Source organism: Pseudomonas proteolytica, assembly GCF_007858275.1.
Lineage (GTDB): Bacteria > Pseudomonadota > Gammaproteobacteria > Pseudomonadales > Pseudomonadaceae > Aquipseudomonas > Aquipseudomonas proteolytica.
In genome coordinates, this window is record NZ_VFEV01000013.1 from 89,564 (window position 1) to 110,585 (window position 21,022).

The window sequence follows — 21,022 nt, forward strand, 5'->3', positions numbered from 1 at the left end:
CTGTCACGCCCCCGGCGAGTTCAGATGAACATCCCTGGACTGCGCAAGGACTCGCCCATGCTGTATCGGTTAAGAATCCTGGTGGCCTTGCTGGCCCTGAGCGTGCTGCTTGCCGGCTGCAACCGCGTGGGCCTGGCCTATCGCAACCTCGACGTGATCATCCCCTGGACCCTCAACGACTACCTGGACATGAACGCCGGGCAGAAAAGCTGGTTCAACGACACCCTCAAGGACCACCTGGCCTGGCACTGCACCACCCAATTGCCCGGCTACCTCGACTGGCTCGACCGCCTGCAACAGATGGTCGACAACCATCAGGTCAGTGATGCAGCCCTGCAAACCCGCACCCTCGAAGCCAAGCAGGCCATCGCCGATGTCGCCCGGCAGGTCACTCCATCCGCCATCCAATTGCTACGCGGGCTGGACGAGCAACAGGTACGGGAGATGGATCAAGCGCTGGCCAAGGACCTGCGTAAACGCCAGGACGAATACCTCAAGCCTCCCCTGGCGCAACAGATCAAGGACCGTAGCGAGCGCATGAACAAACGCCTGGACGCCTGGCTCGGCCCGTTGAGCGCCAGCCAGCAAGAGCGTGTGCTGGCCTGGTCCACCGCCCTGGGGGCGCAGAACCAGCAATGGATCGGCAACCGCGCCCATTGGCAGGCGCAGTTCATCGCGGCCGTCAACCAACGGGCTAGCAGCGACTTCCCGCGCAAGATGGAGCAACTGCTGGTGGACCGTGAAAGCCTGTGGACCGCAGATTATCGCCAGGCCTATGCCCAGACCGAAGCGGCGGCCCGCAGTCTGCTGGTGGATTTGATGGCCGAAAGCACGGTGCAACAACGACAGAAGCTGGTGCAGAAGATCGATAAAGTGCGCAGCGACTTCCAGTCCCTCAAGTGCCTCAAGGGCAGCCCAGCCTAGCCCGACGCCATTGGGCCCAGCGTCCCCAACCACGCGACCAGCCCCAGGATCAGCAGCACCGCACCGAATTCCACGCTCAGGCTACGCCGCAGGGCGCGACAGGCCAGCGTGTATTGGCCAGCCTCCACCGCCCAGGTCGCCAGCCACAGACTGGCGCTAGGCCACATTGCACCGGTCAAGGCAACCAGAGCGACCACCAGCAATACGCCGATACGCAGCATCCAGGTCAAGCCAAACTCGGTCTGCCACAGCATCATCTGCAGATGCGGCCCAAGTGCCTGCCACTCTTGCTCACCGCTCATGGCCCGGGTCATGACCAGCAGCGAAGCCATCGAGAGCAACATGCCAAGCAGCGCGGTCCCTGCCAGCCAGCCTTTGAAATTCAACACGGCGCCGGATAGCCGCTCCGATGCCTTCAGCCCATACAGACCAAACAAGCCCATGCCGAACAGCAGCATCAGGTCCAGGTACAGCGCAAACCGCAAGGCAATGCCCACAGACTCACTCATGGCCGGACGCTGAACACCACATCGCCGGTAATGGGGTGGGTGTCTGACGACACCGCGCGCCAGTCCACCCGGTAGGTCCCGGCCGGCAGCGGCGCCGCAGGCTTGATCAGCATCACCTTGGGGTCGCTGCTGCCCGACACGCTGGCCTTGATGGGCATGGGCGAATGGGCCATGCCGGGCATCGCGGTCATGATCAGCTTGGCGCCCGAAAATTGGGTCAGCAGGTTTTCCGAAAAGTGCAGCTCAATGGTCTCGGGGGCCGGCCCGCTTGCCCCGGCCGCAGGCAGTGAAGACAGCAACTTCGGATGGGCCCAGGAAGGCCCACTGAGCAATAATCCGGAACACAGCGCAACCGCCACCCACGTGGTTTTAAACACAGACATGCAAGGCTCCTGGCCGCTCATGGCGACAGGTTATAGGTAGAGTTTTTTAATCAGCATCCATCAAAACCACAGGCGTACACCCAGTACCCAGCGCACCTCGCTGCGGTCCTCGCCCTCGTCCCTGGCGTACTCGGCCGTCTGGCCGTAGGCACGATTCCAGGTCACCCCGACGTAAGGCGCAAACTCGCGACGGATTTCGTAACGCAGCCGCACCCCAACCTCAGTTTGCGCAAGGCCTGAGCCAATCCCGCGCCCCGGATCGTTTTTCCCGTAAAAGTTGGCCTCGGCGGTAGGCTGCAGCACCAGCCGATTGGTCAGCAAAATATCGTAGTCCCCTTCGAGGCGCGCCGCGGTCTGCCCACCTTCACCGACAAACAGCGTGGCCTCGGCCTCGAAGTTGTACAGGGCCATGCCTTGCAGGCCGAACGCCGCCCAACTCTGGCTGTCACCGGGCTTGAAGTCCTGGCGCATACCGGCCACCACGTCCCACCACGGGCTGATGGCGTGGCCCCATAACGCCTGGACCTCGGCCTTTTCAGTCTTGCCCTTGGCGCGCTCACCTTCGGTGCGCAACCACAAGCGGTCGATATCACCGCCCATCCAGCCCTTGGCATCCCAGCCCACGGCGCGGCCATCGTCAGAGCCTTGCCATTCCAGTTGGTCGATCACAAACAACGAGTTGATGCCACTGTCATGCACCACATGCCCGCCCGGGGCGTTGTAGACCGCGGCGCGATCGGCGTCGGTCAGCGGTGGAATTGGTGTACGACTCTGACTGCTGGCCGCAGGTGTTGCTGGCGTCATGCCCTGCATCTGGCTGTGGTCCTTGGTTTCGGCGCTAACCAGCGCTACGGGGGCAAATGTCGCGATCAGTAGCGCAGCGGGGCGAAATAGATGGCTCATGCTCGGTTCCTCATTCTTGCACCCGGACTTCACGGAACATGCCCATTTCCATGTGGTACAGCAGATGGCAGTGATAGGCCCAGCGCCCCAGGGCATCGGCGGTCACCCGGTAACTGCGACGCGATCCCGGCGGCATGTCGATGGTGTGTTTGCGCACCATGAACTGGCCGTTTTCGTCCTCCAGGTCACTCCACATGCCATGCAGGTGAATCGGGTGCGTCATCATGGTGTCGTTGACCAGCACCACCCGCACCCGCTCGCCATAGGTCAACCTGATCGGCTCGGCATCGGAGAACTTCACCCCGTCGAAGGACCAGGCGAACTTCTCCATATGCCCGGTCAGGTGCAACTCGATGGTGCGGCTGGGCTCGCGGCCGTCGGGGTCTTCAAAGGTGCTGCGCAAATCGGCATAGGTCAGGACCTTGCGCCCGTTGTTGCGCAAGCCGATGCCAGGGTCGTCGAGCTTGGGTGAGGTGCTCATCGCCTGCATGTCTACCAACGGGTTATTGGTTTCGCTGGCCGGATGGCTTTGCATTGGCATCGCCATCCCCGCCATGGCGCTGTGGTCCATGCCCTGCATCGCCCCACCGTCCATGCCGGCCATCTGACTGTGATCCATGGCCGGCATATCTGCCATGGCCCCGTGATCCATTGCACCGTGGTCCATACCGCCCATTCCCATGTCATCCATGGTCAACCAGGGGCGGGCGTCCAGCGCCGGGACCGGCGCCAGCAAGCCCGGCTCACGGCTGAGTGTGCCGCGTGCGTAGCCGGTGCGGTCCATGGATTGGGCGAACAGGGTGTAGGCCGCCTCGCTCGGCTCGACGAGCACGTCGTAGGTCTCGGCCACGGCGATGCGCAACTCGTCCACGCTGACCGGTTTCACCGGCTGGCCGTCGGCAGCCACAACCGTCATCTTCAGGCCCGGAATACGCACATCGAAGTAGGTCATGGCCGAGCCGTTGATCAAGCGCAGGCGGATCTTCTCACCGGCGCGAAACAGCCCGGTCCAGTTTTGCGCAGGTGGCTGGCCGTTCATCAAGAAGGTGTAGGTCGCGCCGCTGACATCCGCCAGGTCCGTGGGATTCATCTTCATTTTCGCCCACATCAGACGGTCGGCAGCGGTGGCCGACCAGCCCTTGTCGGCCACATCCTTGATGAAGTCGCCCACGGTGGGTTTATGGAAGTTGTAGTAGTCGGACTGTTTCTTCAGGGTCTTCATCAGGCTGACGGGATCTTCGTCGGTCCAGTCCGTCAGCATCACCACATAGTCGCGCTGGTAAGTGAAGGGTTCCGGCTCCCGCGGATCGATCACCAGCGGGCCATAGACCCCTTGTTGCTCCTGGAGCCCGGAGTGGCTGTGGTACCAGTAGGTGCCGTGCTGATTGACCTTGAACTGATAGACATACACCCCACCCGGCTCGATCCCCTTGAAACTCAGGCCCGGCACGCCGTCCATATTGGCCGGCAGGATAATCCCGTGCCAGTGGATCGACGTCGGCTCTGCCAGGCGGTTACGCACGCGCAAGGTCACGGTATCGCCTTCGCGCCAGCGCAGCAGCGGCCCCGGCAAACTGCCGTTGATGGTCAAGGCGGTGCGCACGTTGCCGGTGAGGTTGACCGGGGTCTGGCCAATGGACAGTTCAAAATCGCTGCCTGCCAGCACGCCCGGTTGCCCGGGACTGGCCAGGGCCCAGACCGGCGGCCGCCACAGGCCTGCGCCGCCCAGCAGGCCGGCCGCAGCCAAGCCTTTGACGAAGGTTCGTCGAGAAGTGTTGGAGTGCATGCCGATTCCATTCCCGTCAATTGAATGACCCAAGAATAGGAATCGGCGCCTGTCAGTTGGCTTAGCGCCAGATTACCGATTTGACAGTTTCAGCCGGCTCAGGCGATTTGCGCCTTGGAGGCCACGACCTCGAACGTCGCCGGATCCAGCGCATCGGCCTGCTCGTCCAAAACCTGGCGCGGGTGATCGTTGCCCGGGATGGAACTGTCGATCAGCGCCAGCAGGCGGGCCCCCAGCGGCGTCAAAATGAAGTTCTCGCCATTGCCGCCCTGATCCTCTGGACGGGACTCGATAAAGCCGCGCTTGAACAACAGCGCCTCATAGTCGGCTGCGGTCTTTTTCAGCGCATCGAGGTCGCCGTTGAAGTCGCCGGCCGTGGCCTTCTCGGCGGCTTCTTGCTCGGCATACTTGCGCGGGGCAAAGCTGCCCTCGCCATTTTGCACTTCATGTAACAGACGCTCGATCAGATCCCAATTGTAAGTACTCATCCTGAATCCCTCCTGCAGGCACACCGACTGGCGGCCTTCAAAGGTTGTGACCGGCGTGTGCGGGCGCCGTTCAGCCGGATGGACGAGCGTGATTGCACTGAACTTTTCGCGGGCCGTAGCCCTCAACCGAGTATCACCGCCAAGGAGGTCTACCCATGAAAACCCTGATGCAACTGGCCGTCGCCGCCACCCTGTTGAGCGCCCTGCCCGCCTGGGCCTGTACCCCGGAAGAGGCCACGGAAAAACGTGAGCAACTGGCCAAGGAAGTCAGCACCCTCACCCAGCAGAACCCGACCAAGGCCAAGGAAATCAACGATGAACTGCAGCAAATGGACCTGGATACCGAAAGCGCGAAGTTCCCCGACAAGTGCCAGTTGATCGAGGCGCGGCTCAAGGAATTGAAGGAAGCGGCGGCCAAGGCAAAAAACTGAAGGCATAAAAAAACCGGACATTGTCCGGTTTTTTTGTGCGCCGCCGTATTATTCGGCAGCCGGTGCTTCTGGCTTGCGGCGCTTGAGCGGTGCCATGCCGTCCTTGCTGACCAACGACAGGTTGTCGGTCTTCGGCCGGTTGGCGATCTTGCGCTTGGTCGGCGACTTGGCGCCGGCTTTCTTCTTGTCGCCCTTGGCGTCGACCTTTTTCTTCTTCACGCCCACGGCCTTGCCCGAGGCCTTGACCTTCTTCGGCCCGGTGTAGGTGCCTTTGACTTCCTTGATGGTGCGCCGCTCAAACGACTGCTTGAGGTAGCGCTCGATGCTCGACATCAGGTTCCAGTCGCCATGGCAGATCAGCGAAATGGCCAGGCCATCGCTGCCGGCACGCCCGGTACGGCCGATACGGTGCACGTACTCGTCGCCGCTGCGCGGCATATCGAAGTTGATCACCATATCCAGGCCGTCCACGTCCAGGCCGCGCGCGGCGACGTCGGTGGCTACCAGGATCTTCACGCCGCCCTGCTTGAGGCGGTCGATGGCCAGCTTGCGGTCCTTCTGGTCCTTCTCACCGTGCAAGACAAACGCCTTGTACTCCTGAGCCACCAGGCGCCCGTAGATGCGGTCGGCCATGGCCCGGGTGTTGGTGAACACAATGGCCTTCTGATACGTCTCGTTGGCCAACAGCCAGTTGAGGATCTGCTCTTTGTGCACATTGTGGTCAGCGGTGATGATCTGCTGACGGGTGGTCGAGTTCAGGTCGCTGACGTTGTTGACCTGCAGGTGCTCAGGGTTGTTCAGGACCTTGGCGACCATCTCGCGCAGGGTCGAACCGCCAGTGGTGGCGGAGAACAGCATGGTCTGCTGGCGGTTGACGCACTCTTCGACCAGGCGCTGCACGTCGTCGGCAAAACCCATGTCGAGCATGCGGTCGGCTTCGTCGAGCACCAGTACTTCGACTTCCTTGAGGTCCAGGTTGCCGGCGTTCAGTTGCTCGATCATCCGCCCAGGGGTGCCGATCAGGATATCCGGGACCTTGCGCAGCATGGCGGCCTGCACCTTGAAGTCTTCACCGCCGGTGATCAGACCGGACTTGATGAAGGTGAACTGCGAGAAACGCTCCACTTCCTTCAAGGTCTGCTGGGCCAGCTCACGGGTAGGCAACAGGATCAGGGTCTTGATGCTGACGCGGATCTTGGCCGGGCCGATCAGACGATTGAGGATCGGCAGGACGAAAGCGGCGGTCTTGCCACTCCCGGTTTGAGCCGTCACCCGCAGGTCACGCCCTTGGAGCGCGAGCGGGATGGCCGCTGCTTGCACAGGCGTAGGCTCGACAAATTTAAGCTCGGCCACGGCTTTGAGCAGGCGTTCGTGCAGGGCGAATTGGGAAAACACGGGTGCTACCTCGAAGAAATACAAAAAATCAGCTGCATAGGGTAACGGTTTCGGGCGCTCAGGCCGAGTTTCTTTACGCGAAGTGGGCCAATCAGATGGTTTTTTGTCAGGTGATTTGTCTGCCTGCACAACTTTGCAGCACTTAAATGCTCTAATCGCCCCGTCATGTCTTACAGAAGAATCGCTTTAAACCATGGATATCAAACAGCTCTGGCTCAACGTCCAAGACCTCTGGGGTGCCCTGGACCAACATCCGCTGCTGCATTCAAGCATCGCCTTGCTGGTGCTGCTGGTCGTGGCCCTGATTGTCGGACGGGTGGCTCGCTACCTCATCCTGCACACCGTCAAACTGCTCGGGCGCCAGCCGGCGCTGCACTGGCTCAATGACCTGCGGCACAACAAAGTCTTCCATCGCCTGGCACAGATGACGCCGTCCCTGGTGATCCAGTTCGGCCTGCACCTGGTGCCGGAACTGAGCAAAAACGCCGCGTTGTTCATCGGCAACGTGGCGCTGGCGTTCACCATCCTGTTCCAGGTCCTGGCCATGAGCGCCCTGCTCAACGCCCTGCTGGATATCTACGCCCGCACCGAACACGCCCGCACGCGCTCGATCAAGGGCTATGTGCAATTGGCAAAAATGGTGTTGTTCGTGTTTGGCGCGATCATCATCGTCGCCACGCTGATCGACCGCTCGCCGCTGTTGCTGTTGTCCGGCCTGGGTGCGATGTCGGCGGTGATCCTGTTGGTGTACAAGGACACACTGCTGTCGTTTGTCGCCAGCGTGCAATTGACCAGCAACGACATGCTGCGGGTCGGCGACTGGATCGAAATGCCCCAGGTCGGCGCCGATGGCGATGTGGTGGATATCACCTTGCATACGGTCAAGGTGCAGAACTTCGACAAGACCATCGTCTCGATCCCCACCTGGCGCCTGATGTCCGAATCGTTCAAGAACTGGCGCGGCATGCAGGCCTCGGGCGGGCGGCGGATCAAACGCAGCCTGTTTATCGACGCGGCCGGCGTGCGCTTCCTGCGTGACGATGAAGAAGTGCGCATGACCCAGGTCCACCTGCTGACCGACTACATCAGCCGCAAGCAGGCGGAACTCAAAGCCTGGAACGAAGCCCAGGGCCACAGCGCGCAACTCTCGGCCAACCGTCGGCGGATGACCAACCTGGGGACTTTCCGTGCCTACGCCCTGGCGTACCTCAAGAGCCATCCCGATATCCAGCCGAACATGACCTGCATGGTGCGCCAGATGCAGACCACCTCCCAGGGCGTGCCCCTGGAAATCTACTGCTTTACCCGCACCACCGCGTGGGCGGATTACGAGCGGATCCAGGGGGATATTTTTGACTACCTGTTGGCAGTGCTGCCGGAGTTTGGCTTGAGCCTGTACCAACAGCCAAGTGGCAATGACCTGCGGGCCGGGGTATTGCCGGCGGTGCTGGGTGCCAGCTATTTGCCAGCCCCAGAAAAAGCTGCGCTTTAATCCACTGCGCAGACCTATTGTGGAGAGGGGGCTTGTCCCCCAAAACCAACCAACTCGGGTTACCTGAGAGAACTCGTTGGCTTTATTGGGGCTGCTGCGCAGCCCAGCGGGGGACAAGCCCCCTCGCCACCACAGCCCCATATCAGCCAGCTTTTACTGGGTTGCAGGTCCAACAGCCGGGCGCACACCCAACCGGCTGATCCACACCGCCGCCACGATCACCGCCCCGCCCAGGAACAACCGCCCCAACGGTTCATGCTGATTCCAGATCAGCAGGTTCAGCAGCAACCCCACCGGCACATGCAGGTTGTTCATCACGGCCAGGGTGCCGCCGTTGACCAGGCAGGCGCCCTTGTTCCACCAGTACAAGCCCAACGCGGTGCTGACCAGCCCCAGAAACACCAATACCCCCCACTGCAATGGCGCTTCGGGCAGGAAGTTGGCTTTGCCGAACAACAGGAACGCTGGCAACACCACGGCCAATGCTCCCAGGTAGAAATAGCCAAAGCGCCGGTAGTGCGGCAAGTCGCTTGGATGGCGCGCCACCAGGCGCCGGTACAGCACTTGCCCGGCGGCGTAGGTGAAGTTGGCCAGTTGCAGCAACAGGAAGCCCATGAAGAAGTCCGGGCTGATCTGGTCAAAGCGGATCACCGCCGCGCCCGCCACCGCCACCAGCGCAGCAATCAACGCCCACGGGTTGAAGCGCCGGTTCAGTGCGTCTTCGATCAACGTCACATGCAACGGCGTGAGGATGGTGAACAACAACACCTCGGGCACCGTCAGCACGCGAAAGCTCAAGTACAAGCACACATATGTCACGCCAAACTGCAACGCGCCGATCAGCAGCATGCCGCGCATGAACGCAGGCTCCACCGAACGCCAGCGGGTCAGCGGGATAAACACCAGCCCGGCCAGCAGCACGCGCACCAGCACGGCGAAATAGCTGTCGACATGACCGGCCAGGTATTCGCCGATCAAGCTGAAGGAAAACGCCTGGATCAGCGTGACAATCAGTAAATAGCCCATGTGCGCCTCGTATTTGAATGGGCGCGACATTAGCGTTTTTCACGGCGGGGCGAAACTCGGGGCAAAAAAAACCCGACCTCGCTAAAGCGGCAGTCGGGCAGGAGCACTCAGGAGCAACAAGTGCAAAGGGAGGTTCGATACGCGAACTTGAAGGGTTGCGTGGGGTTATAAAAACACCACGCGATTATCTGGCGATTAACGCTTCAGGCAACCTGTGCCAGCAAGGCCTTGGCGTGGTTGACGCCCTTTTCCTGGAAGTCGCCACCCAGGTTCACCCCTTCGGCATGAATGAAGGTGACGTCATGGATACCGATAAAGCCCATGACCTGGCGCAGGTACGGTTCCTGGTGATCGCTGCTCGCGCCGGTATGGATACCGCCACGGGCGGTCAACACGACGGCGCGCTTGCCGGTCAACAGGCCCTGTGGCCCGGTGGCGGTGTACTTGAACGTCACACCAGCGCGCAACACATGGTCAAGCCAGGCTTTGAGGGTGCTGGGGATGGCAAAGTTGTACATCGGCGCGGCCATTACCAGCACGTCGGCGGCCAGCAGTTCGTCGGTCAGTTGGTTGGAACGGTCCAGGGAAGCCTGCTCATCTGCGTTGCGCTGCTCGACCGGCTTCATCCAGCCGCCCAACAGATTGGCGTCCAGGTGCGGCACCGGGTTGATGGCCAGGTCACGCACGGTGATCTGATCGGCCGGGTGGGCCGCCTGCCATTGGCTGATGAACTGTTGGGTCAACTGGCGGGAGATGGAATCCTGCTGGCGGGCGCTGCTTTCGATGATCAGAACATTGGACATGGCTTTGTAGGCTCCATCGGTAATTGCTGTAAGTCGATGGAGTGAAGGTTAAACAGAGCCCGTTCGATAAAAAAGCGTAAAAAACTGCTATAACCCATCTATAAAGTTGTTTATAAGCGGAGCATAGCGCTGGCCGCGCCCCGCTTGTGCCTTATTTAGGCTCGCAGGTCAGTTTGATGCGCATCTTGATAATCGCGCGGCTGAACTTGACCGTGGTGTTGGTGCTTTTGCCGGCAGGAACCGTGACATTGCGTACCCGCGCAGGCTCCGGACCATTGGTAAATGCGACCCTGCACGCAGCGTCGTTGCTGCCGAAGTTACTGAGTTGGATGGAGCTGATCTCACTGTCCACATCGGACGCCATGTAATCGATGCTCACCCCCTTGATCGATTTTGACACGTCGATCGGATAGGCAAACGCGCTCAGCGGCAACAGTGCCAGCACTACACAACAGAATTTTCTCATTCGGCAGTCTCCAATAAGGACCGCCAGCTTAGGACAAGAGGAGCTCATCTTGAAAGCGCCCCGCGTGACCCTTGATCAATGGCGCACGTTGCAAGCCGTGGTCGACCATGGTGGCTTCGCCCAGGCGGCCGAAGTACTGCACCGCTCGCAATCCTCGGTGAGCTACACCGTCGCCCGCATGCAAGACCAGTTGGGCGTGCCCCTGCTGCGCATCGACGGGCGCAAGGCCGTGCTCACCGAGGCCGGCGAAGTGCTGCTGCGCCGCTCCCGGCAACTGGTGAAAAACGCCAGCCAGCTCGAAGACCTGGCCCATCATATGGAGCAAGGTTGGGAAGCCGAAGTACGCCTGGTGGTCGATGCCGCCTACCCCAACGCCCGCCTGGTACGCGCCCTCACCGCCTTCATGCCGCAAAGCCGTGGCTGCCGCGTGCGCCTGCGTGAAGAAGTGCTGTCGGGTGTCGAGGAACTGCTGATTGAAGGCGTCGCCGACCTGGCGATCAGCAGCTTCAGCATCCCAGGCTACCTGGGCACGGAAATGAGCGATGTGGAATTTGTCGCCGTGGCCCACCCCGAACACCCCCTGCACCGGCTTAACCGCGAGTTGAGCTTCCAGGACCTGGAAAGCCAGATGCAAGTGGTGATCCGCGACTCCGGCCGCCAGCAACCACGGGACGTCGGCTGGCTCGGCGCCGAACAGCGCTGGACCGTGGGCAGCTTGGCCACCGCCGCCACCTTCGTCGGCAGCGGCCTGGGGTTTGCCTGGCTGCCCCGGCACCTGATCGAGCGCGAGCTTAAAGAAGGCGTGCTCAAGCAACTGCCCCTGGAGCAAGGCGGCAGCCGCCACCCGACGTTCTACCTGTACTCCAACAAGGACAAGCCCCTGGGCCCGGCGACGCAGATTCTCGTCGAACTGCTACGCACCTTCGACACCGCACCGCTGGACGCCCCCTTTGCCGCCCCCCGGCAAGCCTGAAACGGAGTTCACCCATGGCCTATTTCGAACATGAAGGTTGCACCCTGCATTACGAGGAATATGGCCACGGCGAGCCGCTGATCCTGATCCATGGCCTGGGCTCCAGTTGCCAGGATTGGGAACTGCAAATACCGGTATTGTCCCGGCATTACCGCCTGGTGGTGCTGGACGTGCGCGGTCACGGCCGCTCCGACAAGCCTCGGGAGCGCTACAGCATCGAAGGATTTACCGCCGACCTGGTGGCCTTGATCGAACACCTGCAACTGCCCGCCGCCCATGTGGTGGGCCTGTCGATGGGCGCGATGATCGCCTTTCAACTGACGGTCGACCAACCGCAACTGCTCAAGAGCCTGTGTATCGTCAACAGCGCACCCGAGGTCAAGGTGCGCAGCGCCGATGACTATTGGCAATGGGCCAAGCGCTGGACCCTGGCACGTGTGCTGAGCTTGAAGACCATCGGCAAGGCCCTCGGTGACAGGCTGTTTCCCAAACCCGAACAGGCCGACCTGCGGCGCAAGATGGCGGAGCGCTGGGCAAGAAACGACAAACGTGCTTACCTCGAGAGCTTCGACGCGATTGTGGGCTGGGGCGTGCAGGAACGACTTTCGAAAATCACCTGTCCAACCCTGGTCATCAGCGCCGACCATGACTACACCCCGGTGGCGCAGAAACAAATCTATGTAAAACTGCTGCCCGATGCGCGGTTGGTGGTGATCGAGGATTCGCGTCACGCCACACCGCTGGACCAACCCGAAACCTTCAATACAACCCTGCTCGATTTTCTGAAGACAGTCGAAAGCACTTCCCAGGATCACTGACCCATGCTGAAAAAAATCGCCGTTTTTGCCGGTTCTGTTCTGTTTGCTGCCAACCTGATGGCGGCCACGCCGGCCAAGGCACCACACGTATTGATCACCACCACCAATGGCGAGATCGAAATCGAGTTGGATCCGGTCAAGGCGCCCATCAGTACCAAGAACTTCCTGTCCTATGTCGACAAAGGCTTCTACACCAACACCATTTTTCATCGGGTGATCCCGGGTTTTATGGTGCAAGGCGGCGGGTTCACCCAGCAAATGTCGCAAAAGCCAACTGAAGCGCCGATCAAGAACGAAGCCAGCAACGGCCTGCATAACGTGCGTGGCACCTTGTCCATGGCGCGTACCAGTAACCCGAATTCGGCCACCAGCCAGTTCTTCATCAACGTAGCCGACAACGCCTTCCTCGACCCGGGCCGTGATGCTGGCTACGCGGTATTTGCCAAAGTGGTCAAGGGTATGGACGTAGTCGATATCATCGTCAACTCGCAGACCACCACCAAGCAAGGCATGCAAAACGTGCCTATCGATCCTGTCCTGATCAAGTCGGCCAAGCGTATCGACTAAGGTCCACAGGGCGTTTCGCGCGCCGCCCACAAGGCGGCGCGTGTATTTGAAAAGGAGAGCCCGCCCGGCGGGCGTCAGACCTAATGCTCTATCGTCGCTTTGAACAACTGATCGATATCTTCCGCGACGCTCCCAGCGCGGCACCTCCCGATAAAGTCCTGCCCTTCTACCTCTATTACCTGCGCCAGGTGTGGCCGTGCTTTGCCGCGCTATTGGTGGTCGGCCTGATTGGCGCGCTGATCGAAGTAGCGCTGTTCAGCTACCTGAGCCGCATCATCGACCTGGCCCAGGGCACACCGCCGGCCAATTTCTTCCAGGTCCACGCCACCGAGTTGATCTGGATGGCCGTGGTCGCCCTGCTGCTACGCCCGATCTTCGGCGCCCTGCACGACCTGCTGGTACACCAGACCATCAGCCCCGGCATGACCAGCCTGATCCGCTGGCAGAACCACAGCTATGTGCTCAAGCAGAGCCTGAACTTTTTCCAGAACGATTTTGCCGGGCGCATTGCCCAGCGCATCATGCAAACCGGCAACTCGCTGCGCGACTCAGCCGTCGCCGCTGTCGATGCCATCTGGCACGTGGCGATCTACGCCATCAGTTCCCTGGTGCTGTTTGCCGAGGCCGACTGGCGCCTGATGATCCCGCTGGTCACCTGGATCATCGCCTACAGCCTGGCGCTGCGCTACTTCGTGCCACGGGTCAAGGAACGCTCGGTGATCTCCTCCGAGGCGCGCTCCAAGTTGATGGGGCGCATCGTCGATGGCTACACCAACATCACCACCTTGAAACTGTTCGCCCACACGCAGTCCGAGCAGGAGTACGCCAAGGAAGCAATCATCGAGCAGACCGAAAAAACCCAGCTGGCCAGCCGCGTGGTGACCAGCATGGACGTGGTGATCACCACCATGAACGGCCTGCTGATCGTCACCACCACCGGCCTGGCCCTGTGGCTGTGGACCCAGTCGCTGATTTCGGTGGGCGCCATTGCCCTGGCCACCGGCCTGGTGATCCGCATCGTCAATATGTCGGGTTGGATCATGTGGGTGGTCAACGGCATTTTCGAGAACATCGGCATGGTCCAGGACGGCCTGAAGACCATCGCCCAGCCACTGGCGGTGATCGACCGCGAGAACGCCCCGCGCCTGCGCGTGCCCCACGGCGAAGTGCGCTTCGAGCAAGTGGATTTCCACTACGGCAAGAGCAGCGGCATCATCGGGGGCCTGAACCTGGTGATCAAGCCAGGGGAAAAGATCGGTCTGATCGGCCCTTCCGGTGCCGGCAAGTCGACCCTGGTCAACCTGCTGCTGCGCCTCTACGATCTGCAGGGCGGGCGCATCCTGATCGACGACCAGAACATCGCCGAAGTGGCCCAGGAAAGCCTGCGCGAACGCATCGGCATGATTACCCAGGACACCTCGCTGCTGCACCGTTCGATCCGCGACAACCTGCTGTATGGCAAGCCCGACGCCACCGACCAGGAACTTTGGGAGGCCATCCGCAAGGCGCGTGCCGATGAATTTATCCCGCTGCTCTCAGACGCCGAGGGCCGTGTCGGCCTGGACGCCCATGTGGGTGAGCGCGGGGTGAAACTCTCCGGCGGGCAACGCCAACGCATCGCCATCGCCCGGGTCCTGCTCAAGGACGCGCCGATCCTGATCATGGACGAAGCCACGTCGGCCCTGGACTCGGAAGTGGAAGCGGCCATCCAGGAAAGCCTGGAAACCCTGATGCAAGGCAAGACGGTGATTGCCATCGCTCACCGTCTGTCCACGATTGCTCGAATGGACAGGTTGGTCGTCCTGGAAAAAGGCCAGATCGCCGAGAGCGGCAGCCACGCCCAACTACTGGCACAGGGCGGCCTGTACTCGCGATTGTGGCAACACCAGACCGGCGGATTCGTCGGTATCGACTGATTCTGGACTACTAACGGCGCTATCAATTCCGAACAATTCTGACAGTTTTTTCTAACTCGCTGGCCGTGTATCACAATCCTGCTGTACTGCAATCAGGGCCCAGGGAGGGCCCTGACATCAGACTGCAGGGAAGCCTCACCGACCAGTTGATTTAGAAGGACGCGTTCATGTCTCTGTTCAAACGTTCCGTTACAGAAGGGTTAGGTACGTTTTGGCTGGTGTTGGGTGGTTGCGGGAGTGCGGTTCTGGCCGCAGCGTTCCCCGATGTCGGAATTGGTCTACTGGGGGTATCCCTGGCATTTGGACTGACGGTGCTGACCATGGCGTTCGCCATTGGCCATATCAGCGGCTGTCACCTCAACCCGGCAGTCACCGTGGGCCTGGTGGTCGGCGGCCGGTTTCCGGTCAAGGAGTTGCCAGCGTATATCGTCGCGCAGGTCATAGGTGGCGTCGTCGCGGCGGCCCTGTTGTATTTCATTGCCAGCGGCAAGCCGGGCTTTGAACTGGCTTCTGGGCTGGCCTCCAATGGTTACGGCGAACATTCGCCGGGCGGGTACTCGATGGCGGCGGGGTTTGTCACCGAACTGGTGATGACGGCGATGTTCCTGCTGATCATCCTCGGCGCCACTGACCGTCGTGCACCGGCGGGCCTGGCACCCATCGCCATCGGCCTGGGGCTGACGCTGATCCACCTGATCTCCATCCCGGTCACCAACACCTCGGTCAACCCGGCCCGCAGCACCGGCCCCGCGCTGATTGTCGGCGGCTGGGCGATCCAGCAGTTGTGGCTGTTCTGGCTGGCGCCGATCCTTGGCGCGGTAATCGGTGGCATCACCTACCGTTGGCTGGGCAAGGAAGAAAACGCCTGATCCACCCTGTAGGAGTGAGCTTGCTCGCGAAAAACCTGAGGGCGCCGCGTTTATCCAGAATGAACGCGCTGTACTTGAGTTCTTCGCGAGCAAGCTCCTACAGGGGAACCGGTCGAGTTCCCTGAGCGTTATGCCTGCCGATACGGCAACGCCGACCGCGCCTCTTCGGCATACGCCAGAATCCCTACCCGCTCGCGCTCCAGGAAGTCTGCCACGGCGGTTTTCAGGCCCGGATGGCGCAAGTAATGCCAGGAGCGGGTAATCACCGGCTCAAACCCCCGGATCAACTTGTGCTCGCCCTGGGCACCGGCATCGAAACGTTGCAGTCCATTGGCGATCGCGTAATCCATGCCTTGATAGAAACAGGTTTCGAAATGTAGCCGGTCGAACTCACCCAGGCAGCCCCAATAGCGACCGTACAGGCTATCGCCACCCACCAGGCTGAACGCCATGGCCACCGGCCGCGCCCCTTGCTTGGCCAGCACCACCCGGATGGCCTGCGGCATGCGCTCGGCCAACAGGCTGAAAAACGCCCGCGTCAGGTACGGCGACTGGCGGCGCACGGCATAGGTGTTGGCGTAACAGGCGTAGACAAAATCCCACTGGGCCTCGCTCAACTCATGGCCTTGCAACCATTGGAACTCAATCCCCTGCCCCGCCACTTGCTCGCGCTCCTTGCGCATCTGCTTGCGCTTGCGCGAACTCAGGGCGTCGAGGAAGTCCTGGAAATCGCGATAACCACGGTTCTGCCAGTGGAACTGGCAACCCAGACGCGCAAGCCAACCGGGTTGCTGGCCCAGTGCCGCATCGGCCATGGCATCGGTGAAGTTGATATGGGCGCTGGAAAGCCCTTCGATCTCCAGGTAGCCAGGCAAGCTCTGCAGCAGCTCCGGGCCATCCGCACCATTGGCCGCCAGCAGGCGCGGCCCGCTGACCGGGCTGAAGGGCACGGCTGTCAGCAACTTGGGGTAGTAATCGATGCCGGCGCGCGCGCAGGCGTCCGCCCAACCATGGTCAAACACGTATTCGCCATAGGAGTGCCATTTGCGGTAGCTGGGCAGCGCCGCGACCAGCCGCTCACCCTCGTAGTGCAGCAAGTGCTCGGGCTGCCAGCCAGAATGCCGACCAAGGCTGGCACTGTCCTCCAGCGCACTGAGGAACGCATGGCGCAGAAACGGCTGATCCTCGGGGACCAACACGTTCCACTCATCAGGCGATATTTCGGACAGGCTATTCAAACGTTTCAACGGCATGCCATTCCCCGACGGTAAACGCTCACTCACGATATTCAGGCCATTCTGACAGAACCCACTGCCTGCGCGGGCAGCAAAAAAAAACCCCGCCAAATGGCGGGGTGAAAAAGAGGATCGCGCTTTAACGGATGAAGAAAGAGCGCGTTGGAGCGGTATTACAGTTGCTTAGAACACGTACTGCACACGACCGACGATGGAATCACCGCTGTCATCGCCATTGGCGTTGGTGATCTTGTCGGTGCTGACCTTGCTGTAGTTCAGCGACAGCTTGACCGCTTCGTTGGCGTACCAGTTCACACCCAGGGTGTTCACGTTGGCCTTGGCGTCGCCGGTTTCGCGGGTAGCGCTGCTGACGACGATGTTCTTGTCGTCAACCTTGATGCTGTCGTAGCGGTAGAACACTTCCCAGGCGCCGAATTGCTTGTTCTCGGGCTTGATCGCGTCGAACTTGCCGCCGTCGAGCTTGTAGGCACGGGACTCGCCGGTCAGGGTGTAGGCCAGTTGGCCGTAGAAACCGCTGGTTTTCACGTCCTGGTAGGCATTGCTGTCAGCTTTCATCTTGCGGCTCAGGGCTTCAGCCTGCACCGAGAATGGGCCGGTTGCGAAGGCAAACTCACCACCGAACACGGTGTCGGTGTCATAGGCGCCCACTGCGGTCAGGTTGCTGGCGTTCAGGCCCAGACCACCGCCGAAAGTAGCGCGGTTGCCGTTGGAGCCGGCATCGTTGCCACCGGTGGTCGCTACGCCACGAGCGCCGAGACGAGGACGAATCCGCGAGTCGAAGGCTGCATCGTTCAGATCACGTGCCGCCACGTTCAAGCCGAAGTGCAGGACGTCGCCGCCTTTGTTCATCGGTGCCAACACGATACGGCCGTTGAATTGCTTCACGCCCTTGCCGTCTTCGTCGTTGATGTCCTTGGAGGCCAGGCTGGCGGAGCCGTAGAACATGTCCGCCGCAGTGCCGCTGACCTGGATGCCCATGCCGTTTTCGTGGGTGTTGACCCAGTCCGCAACCTCGTAGGCGGAGTTACGCTCCATGGCGGTGATCCACTTGGAGCTGGTGGCTTTTTCCAGGCCGAAATCCGGGTCAAAACGACCGACGCGGATGGTTACTGGCTTGAAGCCCACATAGGACATGGACGCTTCGTCGAAGTAGCCGTCGTCGGAGTTACCCGAGTTGTGGGAGAAGTCGTAGTTGAGCTAGTATTTGAAATCCTTGTAGACGGTGCCACCCAGCTCCAGGAAGGCGCGACGGAAGTAAGCGGCGTCGCCCGAGTCACCGTTCTTGGTGTAGAAGCCGTCAAATGAGCCGTAATCGGCTTGCAGGCGACCACCCAGCTTGAAGCTGAAGTTCTGGTCGGTAGTAGCAACCTCAAGGCCGCCCTTGGTTTTGACAACGATATCGGCGCCGTCAGTAGTGACAGTACCAGCGAAAGCCTGGGCGGTAACGGCCAGGGCCAGGGCGCTGGCCGCGAAACCGGCGAAGTGCTTACGGATCATCGAAGAATTCCCCTAATCGGTGGTCTTTTGCGTTGGAAAACACACGGGTTCTGCCCCGCTGGTGTTGGGAGGGGATCTTGGCGAGGGGATATTTCAGGCAAGTTGCTGCAAGATAAATATTTTATTACAGGGGAACTTTCTTACAACCACTGGGAATAAGCGCAAAGCTAGAGCCGGCGCGGGCTTGAGCAAAAAAAGTACGAGAAATGCCAGGTGAAAAAAAGGTGAAAAAAACTTACGAACCTGCAATGTTTTTCAGCGCAGGGCTTTTCGCCGACACAAAAAAGCCCGCGATGGCGACGTCGCGGGCGTTGGGTCCAGCGGAAGGCGGTCAGGAGTTGCGCTTGAGCTCCGAGGCCAGGCGTTCGGCCAACCCTTGTGCATCCGGCACCTCGGGTTCGGGCAGGATGCGCAAGGTGGCTTGCATCAGCCGCATCTGGCGAATGAAGCGCCGGCAGTTGGCACAGAACATCAGGTGATGGCGCATCAGCAGGCGCTCGCGAAAGGTCAGTTGCCCATCGAGATAATCACTGGAGCGTGCCACTTGTTCTTTGCAGGTCAACATTCGCCGGTTTCCTCGAAATGCTCCACCGTGGCGAAGACTTTAAGCCGCGCCCGATGCAGCAGTACACGCACATTGGAGAGCGAGATTTCCAGAAGATTACAAATTTCTTCCAACTCCAGGCCCTGGCGTTCGCGCAGCAGCAGCACGCTGCTTTGCAGCTCGGACAGACTGAGCAGCGTGTGCTCCAGGCATTCACGCAGCTCGTTTTCGGTGAGCAGCGCCTCGGGGGTGTCCTGATGCCAGGCAAAGGGCGCGATCAGCCAATGCTCGTCGCCGGCGGCAAAGCGCTCATCACCAATGGTCCCGTGGGGCGACGGCAAGTCGTCGAGCAACACTTCCCGGCGGTTCTGTTTGTAACGCCCCTTGGCCGAGTTGGCGGTGATGGTCAGCAGCCAGGTCTTGAGGCTGGAGCGCCCTTCGAACTTGGCGAGGCTGCGTACCACCGAAAGCCAGGCGTCCTGGACCACTTCGTCAGCGTGGCGCTGGCCAACGATGGCGTAGGCCACCGCACGCATGGCGCTCTGGTACTGGGTGACTAACTCCTTATAGGCCTGCTGCTCGCCCTTGAGCAGGCGCTCAAGCAAGTGCGCGTCGTCGGCTGCTGCCATTCAGAATCTCACTGTGTTGAGGGGAGCCGTTGTGGCGAGGGGGCTTGTCCCCCGCTGGGCTGCGCAGCAGCCCCCATAAAACCCACTGAGTAGTGTCAGGCAGACCGAGGGGGTGGTTTTGGGGCTGCTGCGCAGCCCAGCGGGGGACAAGCCCCCTCGCCACAACAAGCCTCCACCGATAGGCCTCTTGGCCACTCAGCGCTTGCGCAGGATCACGCTGCCAATCGAATACCCGGCGCCAAACGAGCTGAGTACCGCCAGCGCGCCCTTGGGCAGGTCGTCCTGGTAGGTGTGGAACGCAATCACCGAACCCGCCGAACTGGTGTTGGCGTAGGTATCGAGGATCACCGGTGCCTCTTCGATCTCGGCTTCACGGCCCAGCAGTTTCTTGACGATCAGGTGGTTCATGCTCAGGTTGGCCTGGTGCAGCCAGAAGCGCTTCACGTCGGTCACGCTCAACTGGTTTTCAACCAGGTGCTGGCCGATCAACTCTGCAACCATCGGGCAGACATCACGGAAGACTTTGCGGCCTTCCTGTACGAAAAGTTTATCCGGTGCACCAATGCCCTCTTCCGCAGCGCGGTTGAGAAAGCCGAAGTTGTTGCGGATGGTATTGGAGAACTTGGTCAGCAACTTGGTGCTGACAACGTCGAACTGGTGCTCGGAAGTGGCCAGGTCGGCACGCTCCAGAATCACCGCGGTGGCCGCATCGCCAAAGATGAAGTGGCTGTCGCGGTCACGGAAGTTCAGGTGGCCGGTGCAGATCTCCGGGTTGACCATCAGGATCGCCCGGGCCTGGCCCAGTTGGATGCTGTTGCAGGCGTTCTGGATGCCGAAGGTCGCCGAAGAACAGGCCACGTTCATGTCAAAACCGAACCCCTGGATACCCAGGGCTTCCTGGACTTCGATGGCGATGGCCGGATAGGCGCGTTGCAGGTTGGAGCAGGCAACGATCACCCCGTCGATATCGGCCGCAGTCTTGCCGGCGCGCTGCAGGGCTTGCTCGGCGGCGCCCACGGCCATCTGGCAGAGGATCGACCACTCGTCGTTGGAGCGCTCGGGCAGGCGCGGGGTCATGCGCGTGGGGTCCAGAATGCCTTCCTTGTCCATGACAAACCGGCTCTTGATACCCGAAGCCTTTTCGATAAAGGCGGCGCTGGATTCGGTCAACGCCTGAACGTCACCCTGCTCGATAGCCACGGCGTTGTCGGCATTGAACTGTTGAACGTAAGCATTGAAAGACTGCACCAGCTCTTCGTTGGAGATGCTGTTGGCCGGGGTGTACAGGCCTGTGCCGCTGATGACGACGTTATGCACGGTCGTTCCTCTAAATCTGTTCAGGCAGAA

General features: G+C 60.9%; 21 protein-coding genes and 1 pseudogene. 8 read left to right on the plus strand and 14 right to left on the minus strand.

Translation table 11 applies throughout. The annotated features are described in order from the left end of the window. Positions 1 to 57: 57 nt before the first annotated feature. Entirely contained in the window at positions 58 to 924 is an 867-nt protein-coding gene (locus FIV38_RS11730; RefSeq protein ID WP_092234428.1) for a DUF6279 family lipoprotein, read from the plus strand. On the opposite strand, the gene FIV38_RS11735 is transcribed toward FIV38_RS11730, so the two are convergent. The 5 genes from FIV38_RS11735 to FIV38_RS11755 form a co-directional block, all read right to left on the minus strand. After that, positions 921 to 1,433, minus strand: a complete 513-nt coding sequence (locus tag FIV38_RS11735; protein WP_092234425.1) for a hypothetical protein — start codon at positions 1,431 to 1,433, stop codon at positions 921 to 923. The two genes, FIV38_RS11730 and FIV38_RS11735, sit on opposite strands and share 4 nt — an antisense overlap. Then, on the minus strand, positions 1,430 to 1,816 hold the full coding sequence (copC, locus tag FIV38_RS11740; protein ID WP_029292376.1) for a copper homeostasis periplasmic binding protein CopC: 387 nt from the start codon (positions 1,814 to 1,816) through the stop codon (positions 1,430 to 1,432). The genes FIV38_RS11735 and copC overlap by 4 nt, the downstream gene beginning before the upstream one ends. A gap of 60 nt (positions 1,817 to 1,876) precedes the next feature. Continuing rightward, positions 1,877 to 2,719 (minus strand): copper resistance protein B, encoded by an 843-nt coding sequence (locus tag FIV38_RS11745; RefSeq protein ID WP_092234424.1) that lies wholly within the window; start codon positions 2,717 to 2,719, stop codon positions 1,877 to 1,879. Positions 2,720 to 2,729: 10 nt separating this feature from the next. After that, a complete protein-coding gene (locus FIV38_RS11750) occupies positions 2,730 to 4,505 on the minus strand; it encodes a copper resistance system multicopper oxidase (RefSeq protein ID WP_092234420.1) in 1,776 nt (591 codons plus the stop codon). A 98-nt stretch (positions 4,506 to 4,603) separates the two neighbouring features. Beyond that, positions 4,604 to 4,993, minus strand: coding sequence for a hypothetical protein (locus FIV38_RS11755; protein WP_029292373.1), 390 nt, complete (start codon positions 4,991 to 4,993; stop codon positions 4,604 to 4,606). A gap of 155 nt (positions 4,994 to 5,148) precedes the next feature. Here FIV38_RS11755 and FIV38_RS11760 point away from each other — a divergent pair, with 155 nt between their 5' ends. Beyond that, positions 5,149 to 5,424 carry a hypothetical protein gene (locus FIV38_RS11760; protein WP_029292372.1) on the plus strand — a complete coding sequence of 92 codons (276 nt, stop codon included), beginning with the start codon at positions 5,149 to 5,151 and terminating at the stop codon, positions 5,422 to 5,424. Between the two features lie 48 nt (positions 5,425 to 5,472). Here FIV38_RS11760 and FIV38_RS11765 read toward each other — a convergent pair whose 3' ends face one another. Then, the gene (locus FIV38_RS11765; RefSeq protein ID WP_092234417.1) at positions 5,473 to 6,819 is read right to left on the minus strand and encodes a DEAD/DEAH box helicase; all 1,347 of its coding nucleotides are present in this window, start codon (positions 6,817 to 6,819) and stop codon (positions 5,473 to 5,475) included. Between the two features lie 193 nt (positions 6,820 to 7,012). Here FIV38_RS11765 and FIV38_RS11770 point away from each other — a divergent pair, with 193 nt between their 5' ends. After that, entirely contained in the window at positions 7,013 to 8,311 is a 1,299-nt protein-coding gene (locus tag FIV38_RS11770; RefSeq protein WP_092234415.1) for a mechanosensitive ion channel family protein, read from the plus strand. A gap of 153 nt (positions 8,312 to 8,464) precedes the next feature. Here FIV38_RS11770 and FIV38_RS11775 read toward each other — a convergent pair whose 3' ends face one another. From FIV38_RS11775 to FIV38_RS11785, 3 genes are all read right to left on the minus strand, one after another. After that, entirely contained in the window at positions 8,465 to 9,337 is an 873-nt protein-coding gene (locus tag FIV38_RS11775) for a carboxylate/amino acid/amine transporter (protein ID WP_092237330.1), read from the minus strand. Positions 9,338 to 9,540: 203 nt separating this feature from the next. Beyond that, positions 9,541 to 10,140, minus strand: a complete 600-nt coding sequence (locus tag FIV38_RS11780; RefSeq protein ID WP_092234408.1) for an FMN-dependent NADH-azoreductase — start codon at positions 10,138 to 10,140, stop codon at positions 9,541 to 9,543. Between the two features lie 151 nt (positions 10,141 to 10,291). Beyond that, the gene (locus FIV38_RS11785; RefSeq protein WP_070995119.1) at positions 10,292 to 10,606 is read right to left on the minus strand and encodes a 3-phosphoglycerate kinase; all 315 of its coding nucleotides are present in this window, start codon (positions 10,604 to 10,606) and stop codon (positions 10,292 to 10,294) included. 49 nt (positions 10,607 to 10,655) lie between these two features. On the opposite strand from FIV38_RS11785, the gene FIV38_RS11790 reads away from it, so the two are divergent. From FIV38_RS11790 to aqpZ, 5 genes are all read left to right on the plus strand, one after another. Continuing rightward, positions 10,656 to 11,579, plus strand: coding sequence for a PA3225 family LysR-type transcriptional regulator (locus FIV38_RS11790; RefSeq protein ID WP_092234405.1), 924 nt, complete (start codon positions 10,656 to 10,658; stop codon positions 11,577 to 11,579). A gap of 14 nt (positions 11,580 to 11,593) precedes the next feature. Next, positions 11,594 to 12,397, plus strand: a complete 804-nt coding sequence (locus FIV38_RS11795; protein WP_092234402.1) for an alpha/beta fold hydrolase — start codon at positions 11,594 to 11,596, stop codon at positions 12,395 to 12,397. A 3-nt stretch (positions 12,398 to 12,400) separates the two neighbouring features. Beyond that, positions 12,401 to 12,964: a peptidylprolyl isomerase gene (locus FIV38_RS11800; protein ID WP_092234399.1), complete on the plus strand. Its 564-nt coding sequence runs from the start codon at positions 12,401 to 12,403 to the stop codon at positions 12,962 to 12,964. Between the two features lie 83 nt (positions 12,965 to 13,047). Beyond that, positions 13,048 to 14,880, plus strand: coding sequence for an ABC transporter ATP-binding protein (locus tag FIV38_RS11805; protein ID WP_092234396.1), 1,833 nt, complete (start codon positions 13,048 to 13,050; stop codon positions 14,878 to 14,880). Between the two features lie 167 nt (positions 14,881 to 15,047). Beyond that, complete coding sequence (aqpZ, locus tag FIV38_RS11810; protein ID WP_092234393.1) at positions 15,048 to 15,749, plus strand: aquaporin Z; 702 nt, start codon at positions 15,048 to 15,050, stop codon at positions 15,747 to 15,749. Between the two features lie 128 nt (positions 15,750 to 15,877). On the opposite strand, the gene FIV38_RS11815 is transcribed toward aqpZ, so the two are convergent. The 5 genes and pseudogenes from FIV38_RS11815 to FIV38_RS11835 form a co-directional block, all read right to left on the minus strand. Then, the gene (locus FIV38_RS11815) at positions 15,878 to 17,002 is read right to left on the minus strand and encodes a GNAT family N-acetyltransferase (protein ID WP_092234391.1); all 1,125 of its coding nucleotides are present in this window, start codon (positions 17,000 to 17,002) and stop codon (positions 15,878 to 15,880) included. 165 nt (positions 17,003 to 17,167) lie between these two features. Continuing rightward, positions 17,168 to 18,502, minus strand: a pseudogene (locus tag FIV38_RS11820) (OprO/OprP family phosphate-selective porin). A 331-nt stretch (positions 18,503 to 18,833) separates the two neighbouring features. Further along, positions 18,834 to 19,067 carry an anti-sigma factor family protein gene (locus FIV38_RS11825; protein ID WP_029292359.1) on the minus strand — a complete coding sequence of 78 codons (234 nt, stop codon included), beginning with the start codon at positions 19,065 to 19,067 and terminating at the stop codon, positions 18,834 to 18,836. Further along, complete coding sequence (locus FIV38_RS11830) at positions 19,061 to 19,675, minus strand: RNA polymerase sigma factor (RefSeq protein WP_029292358.1); 615 nt, start codon at positions 19,673 to 19,675, stop codon at positions 19,061 to 19,063. The genes FIV38_RS11825 and FIV38_RS11830 overlap by 7 nt, the downstream gene beginning before the upstream one ends. Before the next feature lie 195 nt (positions 19,676 to 19,870). Continuing rightward, the gene (locus tag FIV38_RS11835; RefSeq protein WP_029292357.1) at positions 19,871 to 20,992 is read right to left on the minus strand and encodes a beta-ketoacyl-ACP synthase III; all 1,122 of its coding nucleotides are present in this window, start codon (positions 20,990 to 20,992) and stop codon (positions 19,871 to 19,873) included. Positions 20,993 to 21,022: the final 30 nt, after the last annotated feature.